This window comes from Aquiflexum gelatinilyticum, from assembly GCF_024813435.1.
GTDB classification, from domain to species: domain Bacteria; phylum Bacteroidota; class Bacteroidia; order Cytophagales; family Cyclobacteriaceae; genus Cognataquiflexum; species Cognataquiflexum gelatinilyticum.
Genome location: NZ_JANAEZ010000012.1, coordinates 13,980 through 31,291, shown reverse-complemented (window position 1 = coordinate 31,291; position 17,312 = coordinate 13,980). Strand labels below are relative to the sequence as shown.

The window sequence follows — 17,312 nt, the reverse complement described above, 5'->3', positions numbered from 1 at the left end:
TACTTTCTCAAAAAGTAATTTGGTAACCATAAAAGTAAAGCCTTACCATGTAACATGAGGAAGCTTATTGTTATCAAAAGATTAAAAAATAGGTATTTAATCCTGTTTAAAAATTAATCCAACCCATACAACAACAAGGTGTTTTAGAATTTTGCGAATTCTCATTTATTTTAACTTCATTTTGATATTTGACAACTAAAAGTACCTAATGATCAGATTTTACCAATTCTTTCAAGATATGACATAAATATTGATATAGGGTTAAAAAAAAAACACCGCCAAAAGCAGTGTCTTGTTTTAAACTGTTGAAAAAATACCTATAAAGAATTTTAACAAATGTAGGCAACGTTTGAATAAACCTTTGATTTACGTGATTATCAAATTGCAGTCCTTTTGGTATTGATCCTATGTATTTTTTAACAATGAAATAATCCAAAAAATCCTTTCATCCTCTATTTTATGTCGATAAAATGAAAATATCACTTAACATTGGACTTTGGCTTATTGATTTTGGGTAAATTTGTCCAAAAGACACGTGAATTATGAAAATGAAGAATTATACCCCTTTGAAAGCAATAACAGAATCAAGGTTAAATTATGCGAAACTTTATCTAGAAGAACTAAAAAACCCTACAATTTACGGTTCTGAGATTGAGAAAGCACACCAATATTCATTTCTGTTCCATTTAAAGGGTGTCGTGGATGCTTTTTTGGTTGAAATCAACGAAATCTATGGACTGGGCCTTAAGAAAAAACATCTTACCATCGATAGCCTTAGAGTTTCTAAATCTGATTCCAAAAAACCCATCAAAGAAAGCAAAAAACTCAGTAAGCTGATGGAAAAGGACAATTGGCTTTCTGAACTGAAGACTTTTGATCCTCTCAAGGTAAATCCGGAGAAAAAATCCAAGAAATCCAAAGACAAGGATGAATCATCTACCTTGGAGGAAGAGAAAAGTGCTACCAAGGCAACATCTGCTTTGGAAAAGTTTGAGGATTGGCACGCCAAAATGGAAAAATTGATAACTGAACTTAGGGAATCAGCACTTGAAGCAAGCGGGAATTCGCCGAAAAAATAACAGCCTTAATTTGTAAGCCCCTAATTTGACTCTCAGGTTTTAAAACCTGAGAGTTTTTTTTATCCAATAATTCAGAATTTTATAAAAGAAGATTTTTTAATTTACCTCAGAGTACTGAGAGAGCACATAAGGGGAAGTTTGTCGTCTGCTGCGGATAGTCTGGTTTACAAGTTGTAATGATTGTGGTGGTCGTAATCAGTGTTGGGTTTTCAAGTTATAATGGTTATCCGGAAATCAAGTCTTGAGAGTCTTTCGCCTTTTTTGGTTATCTGCTTCGCCTTTTCGGTATGAAAAAAACCCTAAGGGGTGACATGTTTATAGAAAATGATGTCACATATGGTCGGGTTTGGTTTTGGCAAATTTAAAGTGCAAGGGGAGATTGGCTTTCCGCCAAATCAGGGATGGGGAATTTAACTACAGATGAACAGGATTTTCACAGATGGGAAAATGTGAATTTTTTACCGCATATGGTAAAAGAAAGCATAGGTTTGGATTGGTTATAATTGTGGTGGTGGTTCTAATTGTTGTTGATATCTTTTGTTGTTAAGAGTCCAAGTTTTTGATAAGCAATTACCCAGAAAAGATGATATGCTTATAGCATGAAGTTAGAATTAAACCCAACTAGGTTTTGGCTAATGTGATCTACAACTAAGAGATTGGCTTTCCGCCAAAACATCGAATACCCTTTGAATTAAAATTCCAGATCCATTACTCCCCCTTTATAATCAATCCCTTTTATGCTTTTCAAATTGGATGGCAAGGAGATAATGCCTCCGGAATTGGATAGAAATCCTGATCTATTGAAAATCTCAATTTTGTGGGTTTTGCCATTGTCCAATTCCAAAATTACGGTATGGAATCCGGTGGGGACTTTGAAGGCCTTGCCTGTATTGGCATTCACAGCAGCATGGATTTTCAAGGCGTTTCTGTTTTGAGTGGACAGGTAGGTCTTTTTACCGTCAGCCAAGGTTAGTACTGCCATGGCTTTGGCATCCCCCGGTACGACAAATCCGCTTTCCAAGCTCCTTACAGGCTCAAAACCGCCTTTTCCATCTCCTAACAAAACCAATCCGGTCATGGCATCATACCTGCCTGAGAAAACTTCATTTCCGTAATCATTGCCAACCAAAAGGACATCAAGGTTTCCATCAGCATTGACATCATCAATCGCCATACCGTTGACCGGGGCAATTTGCGCCAACAGTGGTAACTCATGGATTTTAAACTTCCCGTTGCCAAGATTTTCTAGATAGCTGCTTCTGTCATAATTGCCCTGCAGGATGGTCACACCTTCCAATTCTTCTGCTGTAAACAAATCAGCTTCTGTAATCTTGGCGTATTGTTTATACCTTTCAAATTTCCTTCTGAAAAGGGTGCTCTGACCATACAAGTCATCCCAATAATGTGCAGGAACCGGAATGTATTTATTTTCCTGGTCTTTGAAATAAGTGATAGTGATGGGATCTATACTTCTATTGCTGTCAAAGTCCTTGGCATATATTTTTACCGGACGCTCAGCAGTAGGGTGGTAGTAATTGTTGGCCCCCATATTTCCTGCCACATAATCCATATCTCCGTCTCCGTCAAAGTCAGCAGATGCTAGGCTATTCCACCAGCCAAGGTGGTTTTCCAAACCGGAATCTGATACTTTTTCAAGTTTCCCATTTTTGTTAATGAAAAGGGTAATGGCCATAAGTTCACCGGCTACCATCAAGTCCAAGTCTCCGTCACCATCCACGTCTGTCCAAAGTGCATCAGTAACCATTCCTATCCTGCGCAGTCCCGGGGCGACGATATCAGTGACATCCTCCAGCTTCCCTTGGGTGTTTTTTAGGATGAGGGATTGGTCAGGCAGTGGGTACTGGGCGATGGGAGTCCTGCCCCCAACAAATAAATCCATAAAGCCATCTCCATCAAAATCAGCTGCCCTTACTGTTGTACCACTGGTTTTTATTAAAGGGAGGATTTCTTTTTGCTCGGAAAAATTTCCTTTTCCATCATTGATGTATATTCTATCTTGATATTCGGCAGCTTCAGGCATAAATTCTGAACTGCCTGAAACGAGATAAAGGTCTAGGTCTCCATCATTATCAAGGTCAAAAAGCAACATTCCCATTTCTTCAAAGGATTTCTCCATTTCCGAAATAAACATTTCTTTGGATGAGAAAATACCGTTTTGATTTTGAAGATTGATAACCGGAGAATAACCCGAGGCGCTGCCGATAATGAAGTCTTCCAAGCCATCTCCGTTGAGGTCGCCTACAGCCAAGCTTGGGCCATATTGGGTGAGTTTATGGGGAAGGGTTCTTTGGACATTGTAATCGATTTTATCCATTTCTTGGTGAGTATACTCAATCCCTAAGTTAGCTGATACCTCTTCTAAGATCGGGGAAACAGACTTTGGTCCAAAAGGAAAATCCAACACGGCCGGTTTGGCCGAAGCATTTGCATGTTTCAGTTCAATCACCTGATTGGAGAGGAGTCCATCTGTTTTTTCGAATCGGCCATCCGGCCAAAGGATCTCCAAGGAATTGACTTCATTTATTGTATCCAAGCCAAAATGAATAATCTCTTCCACAGCTGATAAATACCCTCTTGAAAGTTGCTGTTCTTGGTATTGGAATTCATTTTCACCAAATCTGATTACAATTTTCGCCCCGATTCCAAAAGGATTAAAACTAGGTCCAGCCAATTTTATTCTGAGGTAATTGGGCTTGGTTTCTTTGGAGTTCAATGTGTTTTCAAATACAAATGCAGGATCGTTGATATTATTGACCACATAATCCAAGTCACCGTCGAGGTCAAGGTCTGCAAAAACAGCTCCGTTTGAAAAAGAAGGCTTGCTCAAACCCCAATTGTCACCGACATTTTCAAAGCTCCAATCTCCTTTGTTTTTATAAGCGTAATTCGGAATTTTGATTACCGGAATAGAATCCAATAATTGCCTGACCGAGGCCACACCTCCGACATCTGCACGGTAGTTTGCAAAGTCTTTGTCGGTGATATCCCTTGGAAAGCCATTCGTAATCAACAGGTCTTTATTTCCATCATTGTCCATGTCCACAAACAAAGGAGACCAGGACCAATCCGTCTGGTACATTCCTGCCATAAACCCAATCTCACTAAAAGGAATTTCAGGCCCATTGCCTATATGGAGCATATTACGAACATGTTGGTACTCATAGCCCCATTGCTCGTTGCTGATGTAGGTCTGATAGGAATTTTTAGAAATGGTGGTCTTCTTCCTGTAATTATTTTCCCCTAGCATGTCTAAGGTGACTATATCCGGGAATCCATCATTGTTATAATCCGAGATGTCCGAACCCATTGAGAACATGCTTTGGTGGCGTAGCTTTTCTTTGGATCTGTTAGAAAAAGTGCCATCTTGGTTATTGATATATAGGATGTCATTAGTGGTGTAATCATTGCTGATGTAGAGGTCTGACCAACCATCCCCATTGAGATCAGCTACAGCCAAGCCAAGACCAAATCCCTCAGTAGTAATGCCCGCTTCCAAAGTAACATCGGTGAAGGTTTCATTGCCATTGTTCCGGTATAGCCGGTCATTGTTAATGGCCGAACCGTCAGTTATTTTTTCTCTGTAATTGGATGGAATTGACTTACTCTGCTCGTTATTGAGTACATACAGATCTAGCAAACCATCATTGTTGTAGTCAAAAAAGGTTGCCATCATGCTGTTATCAGCTCCCGCAATCCCATATTGTGCTGCAGATTCGATAAAAGTGGGTATGCCTTCCTCGTTCAATCCCTGATTTACAAAAAGCATATTCGCCCTTTTATCAGGTGACTTGAACATCGCTCCGCAAACATAAACGTCCAAAAACCCGTCAGCATTGATATCTACCACAGTCACTCCTGTACTCCATCTTTCCTTGGCTTCGATTCCGGATATCAAACTGACATCTTTGAATTTGAATTTACCTTCATTCAAATAAAGCTTATTGGCGACCTGATTCCCTGTAAAAAACAAATCTGGCAAGCCATCATTGTTGAAGTCACCTGTGGCTACTCCTCCCCCATTAAAAATATACTCGTCTGTGAGGATATTGAATGAGTCTGTTTCCACTATGAGGTTATTGAATGCTATGCCGGTCTCATTTTGGGTGCGGAGCTGAAATAACGTATTCTCTTTTTGGGAGCAGGAATAGACAATAAGCAATAAAAATATACCTATATAATAGAAAGATTTCATGGCTTTGATTGGGTTAAATAGTGCTTTGGGTTAGGCTTTGAATTTACGGGTAATTATGTGATCCAAAAAAAGAAAAGTCAAAAATCCATCGACCAAAAAAAAAGAGGTGACCAAATGGTCACCTCTTTCTTATATGGTAATTGACTTATGGATTAAAATCCAGGATTCTGAATCAACTTATCAGGACCTACTAGGTCAATCTGGTTTTGAGGGATAGGCAACAAACGGTGTTTGATGTCATAAGAGGTGCTTCCCATTGCAGCAGGCAACAATACGCCTTCCAATGCAAAATACGCATCCAATTCAGCCTTGTCAGTTTTCCATCTTACCAAGTCATAGAATCTGTGACCTTCCATACCCAATTCAAGCTTACGCTCAAATCTTACTGCTGCACGTGCAGTGTTGGCATCTGTCCAAGCAGCATCATAAGTATTTACAACGTAGTTTGCAGCAGGAGTACCGTTAGCTCTCAACAATGGTGAATTTTTTGCTCTTGTTCTCACCTGGTTTACAAGTGCTCTTGCAGCTTCAAGGTTACCCAATTCTACTTCCACTTCAGCAGACATCAATAATACATCTGCGAATCGGATGATCATGAAATTGATACCGGTATAGCCTGGAGTCCAAGACGAGTTGTCCTGGAAAGAACCTTGCTCAGATCTTGTATACACATATTTTTTAGGAGCATAAGGGCCTGCATTTGGCTGGTTACGGATCCAAGCAGCGCCTGGATGATCTTGCCAATCCAAATAAGGAATACCTCTTCTACCTGCAGTATGGTCTACTCTAGGATCAAGTGGACCTGCATCCGGAGTGAATGGATCAGCAGAACCGATACCCATATCATTTGCTACTCTGTTTGCAGGTGCATTGAATGATCCGTCCAACAAAGGAAGACCTGCACTTGTTCTGAAGGAGTTTACAAATGTAAAGCTAGGCTGGAAGAATCCGCAACAGTTACCCGGTCCGTTAGGTCCAGTGTTGTAAGGGAAGTTCAAGTCAAACTCAGGGTTTGCATTGTTCACAGAACCAGTATTTACAGCTGATTGGTATGCCCAAATAGACTCTTGGTGGTTGTCATTGGCTCCTCTGAACATATTATCATAGTAAGGAACCAAGCCATATTTTAACCCATTGCTAGTCACACCATTTGCAATCACATCGTCAAACAATGTTTTTGCAGCTTGGTAATCAGCAGCAGCGCCGGTTTGGTTTGCTTTGTAAAGCAGGATTTTACCTAAGTACGATTTAGCCGCCCAAGAGTTCACTCTACCTACTTGAGGTTGAGTTCCAGGAAGATTATCTGCTGCAAACCTCATTTCAGCCTCAATATAAGGTAACATTTCTTGGTCATTGACTACATCTTCTAGACCAGCTTTATAATCAACATCTTTCGGTAGGATTGGCACTCTGTTGAAGTTTCTCCAAAGTTGGAAATAGAAGTGGGCCTTCAAAAATCTTGCCTGGGCCTCTACATTTGTAGCATACGTATCAGATACATCAGGACCTTTTTTGTCCAATAACCTTAACACTTGGTTTGCTCTAGAGATACCTTCAAAATTTCCAAACCAGTTTTCTTCCAGAATGGCCACAGTGGCATCTGTTTCAAATCTCTGAACAGGGTTGATTGTAGAGAAATCACCGGGGTCAGTTCCTTTGTTGGCATCACCGCCCCTGATACTTCCCCAAACCCAGTTTGATGGAGAAGCAAGTCTTTGGTTTCTTCCATTTACTTGGGAATAGACAGAAAGTAAAACTGCATCTATCCCTGCCAAACCGGATAGTACGTTTTCATCCAATTGTCCAACAGCGGGGACTTCTAGGAAGGAATCACTACAACTTGTAGAAAACAGCATCATTCCTGCTGTCATCATAGCCGCGAATTGATATTTTATGTTTTTCATAATTTAACTTGATTTATGAATTTTTTTTACAACAACAGTTTGTATAACAGATTGTTTGATTAGAAACTAAGATTCAAACCCCAGGTATAACCTCTTGTTACAGGATAATTACCCACATCTATACCAAAGGCAGTATCAACGTTACCACCCACCATTGGATCCAATCCATCATAACCTGTCAAAGTGAATAGGTTGTTTGCAGAACCGAATATTCTCAATCTTTCAATCTTCCATCTTTGCAGGATTTCATTTGGAAGTGTATAACCTATAGTAAGGTTTTGCAATCTCAAATAAGAACCATCAGCTACATAGTAAGAATTGGCAACGTTAGAAGTACTGAAGTTTGCAGTTTTTTCCACAACAGGGATTGTTGCACCTAGATTGTTTGGAGTCCAAGCATCATTCAACCTTGTAGAGATTGCAGCACCTTCAAATGTCTGGAAGAAATCTGTAAACCATCTCCACTGTGCCCAGATCTTGTTGCCTGCTGTTCCGTAGAAATATGCTGCCAAATCAAAGTTTTTGTACCCAATAGTGAAGTTAAAACCTCCTGAGAACTTTGGAACTGGACTTCCCAAGAAAGTTCTGTCTTCCGGCGTAATTTCACCGTCGTTATTGATGTCTTGGAATTTAAATCTACCCGGAGCAGCACCAGTTTGTGTTGCGTGGTTATTTACATCTTCTTGGCTGCTGAATAAACCTTCTACCTGATATCCAAAGAAAGAGGAGAGTGGTTGACCAACGGCATTTCTGATAGGCTCGATACCCCTGAAGCTTGGGTTACCTTGTGTAATAAATTCCAAACCTGGGGACAACGCCACAATTTCATTCTTTAGCAATCCACCATTGACTTGGAATTCATATCTCCAGTCCTTATTAAAATTACCTCTGGTAGCTACCATGATGTCCACACCTCTGTTCATCATTTCACCGATGTTTACAAGCGGTGCAGTGGCATTAAACCCAACAGTTGCTGGCAAAGGAACTCTGAACAACAAGTCCTTAGTATCTTTTTGCCAGAAATCAACAATCACGTCCAACTTACCACCAAAAGCAGTACCGTCGAAACCGATGTTCTTGGTTACCGAAGTTTCCCACTTTCCATCAGGGTTTCCTATGTTTGATCTTCTGAAACCAATGATCGCAGAACTGTTTGTACCACCGATATCGTAAGAAGATGCACCAACGTTTCCTCCAAATAAGTTATATTGATTTTCTGGTGGAACGTTGTTAGAGTTACCCATTTGACCCCAACCACCTCGGATTTTCAAATCATCCAACCAAGTAGCAGAAGCCATGAAGCTTTCAGCAGAAATTCTCCATGCTGCAGAGAATGCAGGGAAAACACCGAATCTGTTATTTGCACCAAATCTTGAAGAACCATCCCTTCTCACAACCGCATCCACTATGTACTTGTCATTGAAAGTATACCTTGCTGTGGCAAACAATGAATAGAAGTTAACTCCCAAAAACTGACCGCTATTCACCTGTCTTGAAGAAACCGGTAAGTTGGAAATGTTCACAAAATTAGGGTCTTCAGAGAAAGGGCTTTGACCAGAAGCATTGATACTTCTTCCAGCACCTGTGTTCAATGCCTCTTGACCAAGTAAGGCTCTTACTGCATGTTGACCCCATTTTTTAGTATAAGTCAAGGTATTGGTGAATGTCCAACGGAAAACATATCCTGAAAACTCATTGTATCCGAAAGCTGAGTTGTTTTCAGAGTTTTCATATTGTAATCTGCTGAATCCTACACCATAGAAGTTGTCATACTGACCACCAATTGAAGTTCTGAAAGTCAAGTTTTCGATAGGATCCACTTCCAAATACACGTTACCAAAAGCATTGGCGTTAAAGTTTCTGTTATTTTCAAGCCCTTCTCTGTTTGCAACAGGGTTTCTTGGGTTGTTGAATCCTCTTGCGGCGGTACCTGCATAACCACCGAATTCGTCCCTAACAGGGATGATGGATGGCATTCTGAATGCCTGAAGGATATCATTTTCATCACCGGAAACACCTTGACCTCCATTACCACCTGTCTGTCCAAGTACAGAACGGTAAGTAGCTTGGAAGTTTTGTCCGATTCTCACTTTGGAACCAAGATCGTGCTCAGAGTTTGCCCTCAAAGAGATCCTTCTAAAATCATTACCGATAAGGATACCTGCTTGGTCCTGAATACCTAATCCCAAGAAGAATCTGCTGGTACCGTTACCACCATAGAAACCCAATGAATGTCTTGTAATCGGTGCCCTTCTTGTAACAGCTTCGTACCAATCAGTTCCCTCGCCTGTTGCAGCCCTTACCAATTGGTGAACTGGACCTTTTCTAGGGTCATTGTTATATAAAGCCCTTTGCTCGTCCAATTGTGCCTGGCTAAATGGACCTGCAACACCTGCTGCACCGCCAACATTGATATAGTAAGGCAATACAGGAGAAGAACCTGTTCCGAACTGAGGGTGTCCATAATTTGGAGCCCTGTTGTCAATTCTAGCTTGGTTTGTTTCTGCCAACCAAGTCAAATCCGCGAAATTTTGAGGGTTTGCCATGCTCAAACCTGCTCCCGGATCAGTGAAACCGTACATACCATTGTAGTCAAATCTCAATTTCTGAGCTTTTTTGCTACCACCTTTTGTGGTGTAGATGATCACACCGTTGGCTGCCCTTGCTCCATAGATGGAAGCTGCTGCTGCATCTTTCAATACAGTAGTAGACTCAATATCGTCAGGGTTGATAAAGTCCGTGTTTTCTACAGGAACTCCATCCACGACATAAAGAGGTTGGTTACCACCAAATGCACCAAATCCACGAACCCTAACTTGAGAGGTGGTACCTGGCTGACCGTTTGTTACGACAGTAACACCGGCAATCCTACCTTGAAGAACCTGCTCCACATTACCTGTCGGTATGATGGTCAAGTCTCGAGGGTTAACTGTGGATATCGCACCGGTGGTCTCTCTTCGGCTATCAATGGTGTAACCTGTGATAACCAATTCTGTCAATTGTCTTTCATCCGGAGCCATAGCAAAATCGATCACGGAGCGGTTGCCCACAACCTGCTCGACAGTTGTATAACCGATGAAAGAGAAAACAAGCACACTTTCGTTGCTTGGTACATTGAGGGAGAATTTTCCGTCAATATCTGTGGCAGTACCTGTAGTGGTTCCTTTTACCAAAACAGTAACGCCCGGCAATCCGTCACCGAACTCATCCAAGATGGTTCCTGTGACCGTTTTTTGTGCCAACGCCGTGGCGCTGGAAAGTACTAAGAGTAGTAGGAATACGCTTAGGCTTTTGTAGAGTTTTTCCATAAACATAGATTGATTGGGTAATAATTATTAATTGATAAGATTTTAAAGTTTTTCATCAATTCAACCGATAGTGCAATCGTTTGCAAGTATCTTTAAAATAATTGCAACAGTTTTGGGGAAGATAAAATTGATTTCCTGAACTATTGCCTATTATACCTTGACAGAAGAACTGTCGCTACTTCGTTTTGAATAAGTGATTCAAAACGCCAATTTAAGGGGTGCTAAAACGATTTATTTTACTTTTTAAAAAAAAAGAATGGAATCATAGGCATGGAGATTTTGGGTTAATGTTAATAGTTGTTAATTTCTAACGCTGCCAATATATAGAAAATATATTAGTCTGCAATATTTTACAGAATTGTAGTTTTCTATTGTATTTACACAAGTCAGGACCTAATATAAATGATAAAAGACAAATTCAAAAGTTTTTGAATAAAAATGAAATTTGCTTTTTGAACGAAGAATATTCTCTTTTTTACATACTATTTGAACAGGTTAATGAATTCTTGTTCATCTCGGTAATTTTTGAAGTTAATGTCTGTAAGGGCTTTTTGTTTTAGGTATTCGCTCCGTTCTACAGCCTTTCCAAGATTTTCCATCAAAGCCATTCTATCACGATTTACAGCAGCGACCAAAGCAAGTCCATAAAATCCAAAACCCGCTTCCCTATCCGCTTGGACAGATGACTCAAAGTTTTCTGATGCCTTCAAATAATCTTCAGATAAAAAGTAGGCTAATCCTTTATTAAAGTAATTGCTTTCATTTTCTATCGTCTTGTTAAACCTGATAGTAGCGAGTTTATAATCTCCGTTTATAATGTCTAAGGCCCCGCGAAGTCCTTCATTGTAATTTAAAAAATCATTGGTTTCCTCTTTTTCCATTGCAGAGGCTTCTGAGATGGCGATATAAGCTTCAAAATAATCACCCCTTAATAAATAAGCTCTCCCAATATTATGGAGTGGAATAGATCCAGGTTTGATTTTATTTGCATGCTTCAAATTTGTAAGGGCATCTGAAATTAGAATGTTTTTCTTCCTTACATCCAATTCCCTTTGAGCCAAATTTAAATACACCACACCAAGGTTGTTGTAAGACAATTCTGAAGGAAAAAGCTCATTCAATTTTTTGTATATGGCCTCCTTTTCATCAAGCTTAAGCGCATTTTGACCTGCATATATAAGGTGGTCGCTTTCAAATCCCTCCAAGGGGTCATCTCCGTTTAGTAAGGCGAAAACACTTGCTGAAATTTCAATGTCATTGAATTTTGTATTTTCAAGTTCAAAGGAAACCTTGGCTGATCGTAGCTTTGGAAATAAATCTCTCGATATATTTTTATAAGAAGGCAGCTTTTGGAGTGAAGACAATTGAGAAGCAAAGCTATTTCCATTTAAAAGAACAGCGTATACAGACTCTTTTTGATCTTGGGAGATGCCCTCATATTCTGACAAAAGCTGTCTCAGGTCAAACCAATCGCCGGACCTGTACATCGATTCGACGGGTATGTCAGACAAAAAACGGTTTGACTTCAGTCTTTCTGCAATAAAATCACCCCTTTCTTTTGCCAATCCATTTATGTTGTCTTTTGCCTCAGGGGAGGATAATCCTGTGACCACGACTTTTTTGATCTTCATTCCCATTTCTCCTTTAATTAGATAATCCGAAAAAGGGATCGTAAACACAGGATTAGGTTTTTGTCCTTTTCCAAGTTCAAAAGGAACATAGAAGTCCCTGATTTCAATCTGATTCATATCCTTAAATTCCCTAAGGATATAAATACCAATTTCCGGAATAGGCTGATCGGGAAGCACCTGCCCATATCTCGTCAAAAGAGGTGTGGTTTCAAGACCTTCTGCTATGACTTTAATTGGCGCTTGGAAAGTTCCTTTCTTCCTCTCCACCATCCCTTTGAGCACCAATTGCCCCTTTTCCATTCCAGGCAAATACGGAAATACGATACTCTCGTCTACCTTGGCATCAATTAGGTTTTTGGTGTAAGATGCATCAAAAGGAATAAATTCGCCCAATCTCAATGAACCTTCTCCATATATATATTCTGGATAGAGGTATATTTTTGCATCCTTTGTTAAATATTTCAAAGGCACAGCCCCCTGTAATGTAACCCGAACCGAATCTCTATGCAATTTCAAAATTTCAGGTTTGGCGACAATGCCATCCAACAGGTTGTCATACAAACCGGTTTTTGGACTGCAAGATCCCAAACAATAAATGAACAAAAAAAAGAGGGTTGATTTTATCAGATTATTAAACATTTGGCATTCAATTAGATTAATGAATTTAAATTAGTAATTTTGTCCCGCTAACCAAGACCAACTATATATGAACGAAATTAAGCTTTTTTTTCAAGATAGGGCTTTTGGCGTATGCTACAAACTAGCTGAACGTCTTCATTTCCCGATTGACAGCATCAGGTTATTCTTCATTTACAGTTCTTTTATTACATTAGGTTCACCTATCATTATCTATGTAAGTCTAGCGATGATGATGAAAATCAGGAAATATTTCCGCAAGATGAACAATCCTGTACTTTTTGATTAAAGGTCTTGATAAGTCCTTTTCCCTCTTATATAATAATCCCATAATATTGAGCTTCGGGAATTGGCATTTCCAATGATCCCTATATTTTCAATTTCCTTAGACTTCAGGGATTTGGATTTCATTTTGTGAAATGCAAAGTGAGCTTGTAGGACTGCTTTGCCATCTTGAAAATTTCCCCTGACAACAAAAACAAAAGCTGCCAACAAATCAAGCAGTATTCTCTTCAGATAAACAGAGGCAAAGCAGGAAGTTTTCAGATTTTGGTGGAGCATAAGGAGGTTGTTTCGGAAGTTCAGAAAAGTTTTCCAAGGATTGGTCCTGTGAAGGGTTCCTCCACCGACATGCATGACTTTGGAAATTCCCAAATAATGGATAGAATAGCCCATCTTTCTGATTTTCCAACAAATATCAATTTCTTCCATATGGGCAAAAAACCTTTCATCAAATCCTCCTGCTTGATGAAACAAGCTTGCCCTTATTGCCATGCACGCCCCTGAAGCCCAATCCACAGGAATAGTATCATCATACTGATGCTCATCCTTCTCAACAGTATCAAAAATTCTCCCTCTGCAATATGGATAACCCAATCCATCTAAAAAACCACCACCTGCACCGGCATAATCAAAATAACCCCGATTTGGAAAAGAAAGTATTTTCGGTTGAACAGCCGCTGCTTTAGGATTTTCCTCCAAAAATCGGATCAGTTTTACATCCCATGCTTTTTCTACTTCCACATCAGAATTGAGAAGGATATAATAGCCGAAATCCCCCCTAATTATTTCCAAAGCCCGGTTGTACCCTCCCGTAAAGCCAAAATTAGATTCTAACCGAATCAATCTTATTTGAGGGAAATTATTCAAAAGTAGATCGACGGAACAGTCTGTGCTTCCGTTGTCTGCCACGATAACCTGAAAAGTGGAAAATTGAGTTACAGAGGGAAGAAATTTTCGCAACATTTCCACTCCGTTGTAATTCAGTATGACTATTGCGGCATTTTGCATCAAAACATACTTCCAAGATCCATCCCGGGAATGTTTGGCATCATCCCATCAGTTGCGGATTTGAGCTCCTCTTTGATTTTTATTTCTATGGCCTCCAAGGCTTTATTGGTAGCTGCTACTACGAGGTCGCTGAGCATTTCTTTATCGGAAATATTTACCAAAGAATCATCCATATCTATGGACATGACTAGTCGGTTTCCATTTACTTTCACTTTCACCAATCCTGCACCGGATTCTCCTTCAGCGGTAAGGTGGACCAATTTGGCCTGGGCATCCTTGATTTTTGCCTGGGCTTCCTTCACCTTATTCATAATACTCATAAAATCAAACATAGCTTATCGTTTTTTGCAATCTGCAAATATAATGGAAATCGAGGCACTTGAAAACATTACTCAAAACGGGGTCACCTGACAAAATTAAATTTTGGTAATTCTTACCATTAAAAAATTAAATGGTTTTTGTGAAACAAAAACAAAAAATTAAACGATTGATTTTCTGTATATTCAATATTCTAAATTCTACTCCCATGAAAACAATTGAGAAAATAGAAAAAGAAAAAATAATCGGACTGAAATTTTCAAATAAAGAGGTCTTGATGGATGATATGGCGAAAAGAAGGCGAAATTTTGACCTGATGCGGGCGCAGGCAATCGGCAACCTACTCAGGAGCAAATCTACCATTACATTTGAAGATGCAGATGGAAATATTTATCAGGTAAGCACTACAGTTTGGGCAGTCGGGGATAGATTTGTTTCGTTAAAATGCAACACCCACATCCCGATCAATGCCATATTGGAAGTGAATTAGAGGTTTGGGTTTTTGGTTATTGGTTATTGGTTATTGGTCATTGGTTATTGGGTTAACTGTTGATGAGGATTTCGGTGGCTTTTTCTATGCTGACTGTCTCTTGGGTGCCGGAATTTAGGTTTTTAAGGCTGACTTTACCCTCCTGAATTTCATTTTCGCCGAGGATAATTACGAATGGGATTTGCTTCTTGTCCGCATAGGTCAGTTGCTTTTTGATCTTCCCCGTTTCAGGAAAAAGTTCTGAAGGAATACCTGCTGATCTCAATTTATGAAGGATTTGAAGACCATATTCAAATCCTTTTTCATCGAAATGGGTAATCAGCGCTTTGGTTTTTTCCAAATTGCTTTCAGGAAAAATCCCCAATTCATCCATGACATCATAAAGCCTGTCCACTCCAAAAGAGAATCCCACTCCTGACACACCGTCCAATCCAAATACTCCTGTGAGGTTGTCATACCTTCCTCCTCCACTTACTGATCCAATTGTTACATTGTTGACTTTGACTTCGAATATGGCGCCTGTGTAATACGTGAGCCCACGGGCCAAAACAACATCGAAATCTACATGGGCTTCGGATTCTCCATATTTATGCAACAAATCAAATACTTCTTCCAATTCAGCAATTCCTTTTAATCCTGTTTCGGATTCTTTTAAAAAATCCTTTAAGAAATTGAGTTTGTCAGCATTATTTTGGCTAAGGCTGATGATGGGTTCAAGTTTCAGTACAGAATCCGGTGAAAAATTCCTCTGTGTCAACTCCTCCTGTACTTTTTCCCAACCGATTTTATCCAGTTTGTCAATAGCGACGCACAATTCCCCTTCCCTGCCTTTTTCGCCGATCACTTCGGAAATCCCAGTCAGAATTTTTCTGTTATTGATTTTGATATCATAATCCGTGATTCCAAGTTTTCCAAAAACCCGCTTTATCATGAGCAAGATTTCAAGTTCGCATACCAAACTGTCCGTCCCCACCACATCTGCATCGCATTGGTAAAATTCCCGGTATCTTCCTCTCTGAGGACGGTCCGCCCGCCAAACCGGCTGGATCTGGAAACGCTTGAAAGGAAAAGAGATATCGTTTCTGTTCATGACCACATACCTAGCAAAAGGAACCGTCAAGTCATAGCGAAGGCCTTTTTCTGCTACTTTGGGCAATACTTTGCTACTACCCCCTTGTATGTCCTCTTCCTTGACATCTTTGATAAAATCGCCACTATTCAGTATTTTAAACAACAACTGATCTCCTTCATCGCCATATTTTCCGGTAAGGGTACTGAGGTTTTCCATGGCAGGAGTCTCAATCTGCTGAAAACCAAAAAGTCTGAATGTATCTTTGATCGTATCTAAAATGAAATTTCTCCTTGCCATTTGGAGCGGACCGAAATCACGGGTTCCTTTTGGCAAACTTGGTTTTTGGACAGCCATCTTTTATATTAATTTTATCCAAAGTTAAGCAAAATCAAATTTTTATCTTAATTTTGCGGTTCATTTGAGTTCACATAAAGAATAAGACGATGGGAGTTACTGCACTAAAAAGAAAATTGAGAAGAAAGAGGTTAAAGCAAAATACAAGAGTCATTAAGATCAAACAGTTGAGTGCCAAGCCGGTAATCAAAAATGTAGACATCGAAGACCTAAAAAAGAACTTCGCTTAATACTGTTTAACTTTTCTTTCCAAAGAAATAAAAAAGGCAACGATAGACGCGTTGTCTTTTTTTATTGGATGGTTTTTGGTTTTTGGACTAATGGTTATTGGTTATTTGTAATTCGTTTAAAGGATTAATTGTTTAAATCTGATAAATGGAATGTACTCTTAAAATGAATGTTTTTTTATTTGAACCTTTCTCCATGAAATAAGACAAGTTTTTTGCAGTACAGTTAAACAAATAACCAATAAACCTTTAACCCCGTCCTCTTTTCCCCAATTCCACCACCTTGAGATTTTGGATTTTAGCATTTTCAATTTCAAAAAGCAACATTGTCCGGATGACATGAAAGCCTGATTGACCAATAGCGCCGGGATTCATGTAGAGGCAATTCAGGTTTTTGTCAAATTCCACTTTGCAGATATGTGAATGCCCGCACACAAATAGCCGGACACCGTGTTGCCTGATGAGATTTTTTACTCCTTTGGCATATTGGGGCGGTTTGCCACCGATGTGGATCATCCCAACTTTGAGCCCCTCGACATCAAACCATAATTCTTCCGGTAAAAAATTACTTGCATCTAGCCCATCAATATTACCGGTGATGATCCTCAATACCTTATCGGAGGGTAATTGATCCAATACAGACAATTCACCTATGTCACCGGCATGCCATATCTCATCTACCTCCTTTAGGTGTGCAACAATCATTTCGTCAATGTACCCATGCGAGTCAGAAATAAGGCCGATTTTCTTCATTTTGGGCTTTTTAAATTTTTTAATCAGTAAATTTGTT

Annotated in this window: 11 protein-coding genes; 3 read left to right on the top strand and 8 right to left on the bottom strand. The window is 39.6% G+C overall.

What is annotated here, in order from left to right; genetic code table 11:
- The first annotated feature begins 542 nt into the window (after positions 1 to 542).
- Positions 543 to 1,079, top strand: a complete 537-nt coding sequence (locus NK987_RS19790; RefSeq protein ID WP_259265267.1) for a DUF6586 family protein — start codon at positions 543 to 545, stop codon at positions 1,077 to 1,079.
- A 691-nt stretch (positions 1,080 to 1,770) separates the two neighbouring features.
- Here NK987_RS19790 and NK987_RS19785 read toward each other — a convergent pair.
- The 4 genes from NK987_RS19785 to NK987_RS19770 all read right to left on the bottom strand — a co-directional run bounded on the left by NK987_RS19785 (position 1,771) and on the right by NK987_RS19770 (position 12,738).
- On the bottom strand, positions 1,771 to 5,292 hold the full coding sequence (locus NK987_RS19785) for an FG-GAP-like repeat-containing protein (protein ID WP_259265266.1): 3,522 nt from the start codon (positions 5,290 to 5,292) through the stop codon (positions 1,771 to 1,773).
- A 152-nt stretch (positions 5,293 to 5,444) separates the two neighbouring features.
- Positions 5,445 to 7,196 (bottom strand): RagB/SusD family nutrient uptake outer membrane protein, encoded by a 1,752-nt coding sequence (locus NK987_RS19780; protein ID WP_259265265.1) that lies wholly within the window; start codon positions 7,194 to 7,196, stop codon positions 5,445 to 5,447.
- Positions 7,197 to 7,255: 59 nt separating this feature from the next.
- A complete protein-coding gene (locus tag NK987_RS19775) occupies positions 7,256 to 10,510 on the bottom strand; it encodes a SusC/RagA family TonB-linked outer membrane protein (protein WP_259265264.1) in 3,255 nt (1,084 codons plus the stop codon).
- A 476-nt stretch (positions 10,511 to 10,986) separates the two neighbouring features.
- Positions 10,987 to 12,738, bottom strand: coding sequence for a tetratricopeptide repeat protein (locus NK987_RS19770; RefSeq protein WP_259265263.1), 1,752 nt, complete (start codon positions 12,736 to 12,738; stop codon positions 10,987 to 10,989).
- A gap of 103 nt (positions 12,739 to 12,841) precedes the next feature.
- Between NK987_RS19770 and NK987_RS19765 the strand changes: the two genes are divergently transcribed.
- Positions 12,842 to 13,060 (top strand): PspC family transcriptional regulator, encoded by a 219-nt coding sequence (locus NK987_RS19765; protein WP_258421369.1) that lies wholly within the window; start codon positions 12,842 to 12,844, stop codon positions 13,058 to 13,060.
- On the opposite strand, the gene NK987_RS19760 is transcribed toward NK987_RS19765, so the two are convergent.
- Both NK987_RS19760 and NK987_RS19755 read right to left on the bottom strand, forming a co-directional pair.
- Positions 13,057 to 14,061, bottom strand: a complete 1,005-nt coding sequence (locus NK987_RS19760) for a glycosyltransferase family 2 protein (RefSeq protein ID WP_258421368.1) — start codon at positions 14,059 to 14,061, stop codon at positions 13,057 to 13,059. The two genes, NK987_RS19765 and NK987_RS19760, sit on opposite strands and share 4 nt — an antisense overlap.
- A complete protein-coding gene (locus NK987_RS19755) occupies positions 14,061 to 14,393 on the bottom strand; it encodes a YbaB/EbfC family nucleoid-associated protein (protein WP_258421367.1) in 333 nt (110 codons plus the stop codon). The genes NK987_RS19760 and NK987_RS19755 overlap by 1 nt, the downstream gene beginning before the upstream one ends.
- A 194-nt stretch (positions 14,394 to 14,587) precedes the next feature.
- Between NK987_RS19755 and NK987_RS19750 the strand changes: the two genes are divergently transcribed.
- Positions 14,588 to 14,869 carry a hypothetical protein gene (locus tag NK987_RS19750; protein ID WP_258421366.1) on the top strand — a complete coding sequence of 94 codons (282 nt, stop codon included), beginning with the start codon at positions 14,588 to 14,590 and terminating at the stop codon, positions 14,867 to 14,869.
- A gap of 52 nt (positions 14,870 to 14,921) precedes the next feature.
- On the opposite strand, the gene hisS is transcribed toward NK987_RS19750, so the two are convergent.
- Positions 14,922 to 16,295, bottom strand: coding sequence for a histidine--tRNA ligase (gene hisS, locus NK987_RS19745; RefSeq protein WP_258421365.1), 1,374 nt, complete (start codon positions 16,293 to 16,295; stop codon positions 14,922 to 14,924).
- 476 nt (positions 16,296 to 16,771) lie between these two features.
- Positions 16,772 to 17,275 (bottom strand): metallophosphoesterase family protein, encoded by a 504-nt coding sequence (locus NK987_RS19740; protein WP_258421364.1) that lies wholly within the window; start codon positions 17,273 to 17,275, stop codon positions 16,772 to 16,774.
- Positions 17,276 to 17,312: the final 37 nt, after the last annotated feature.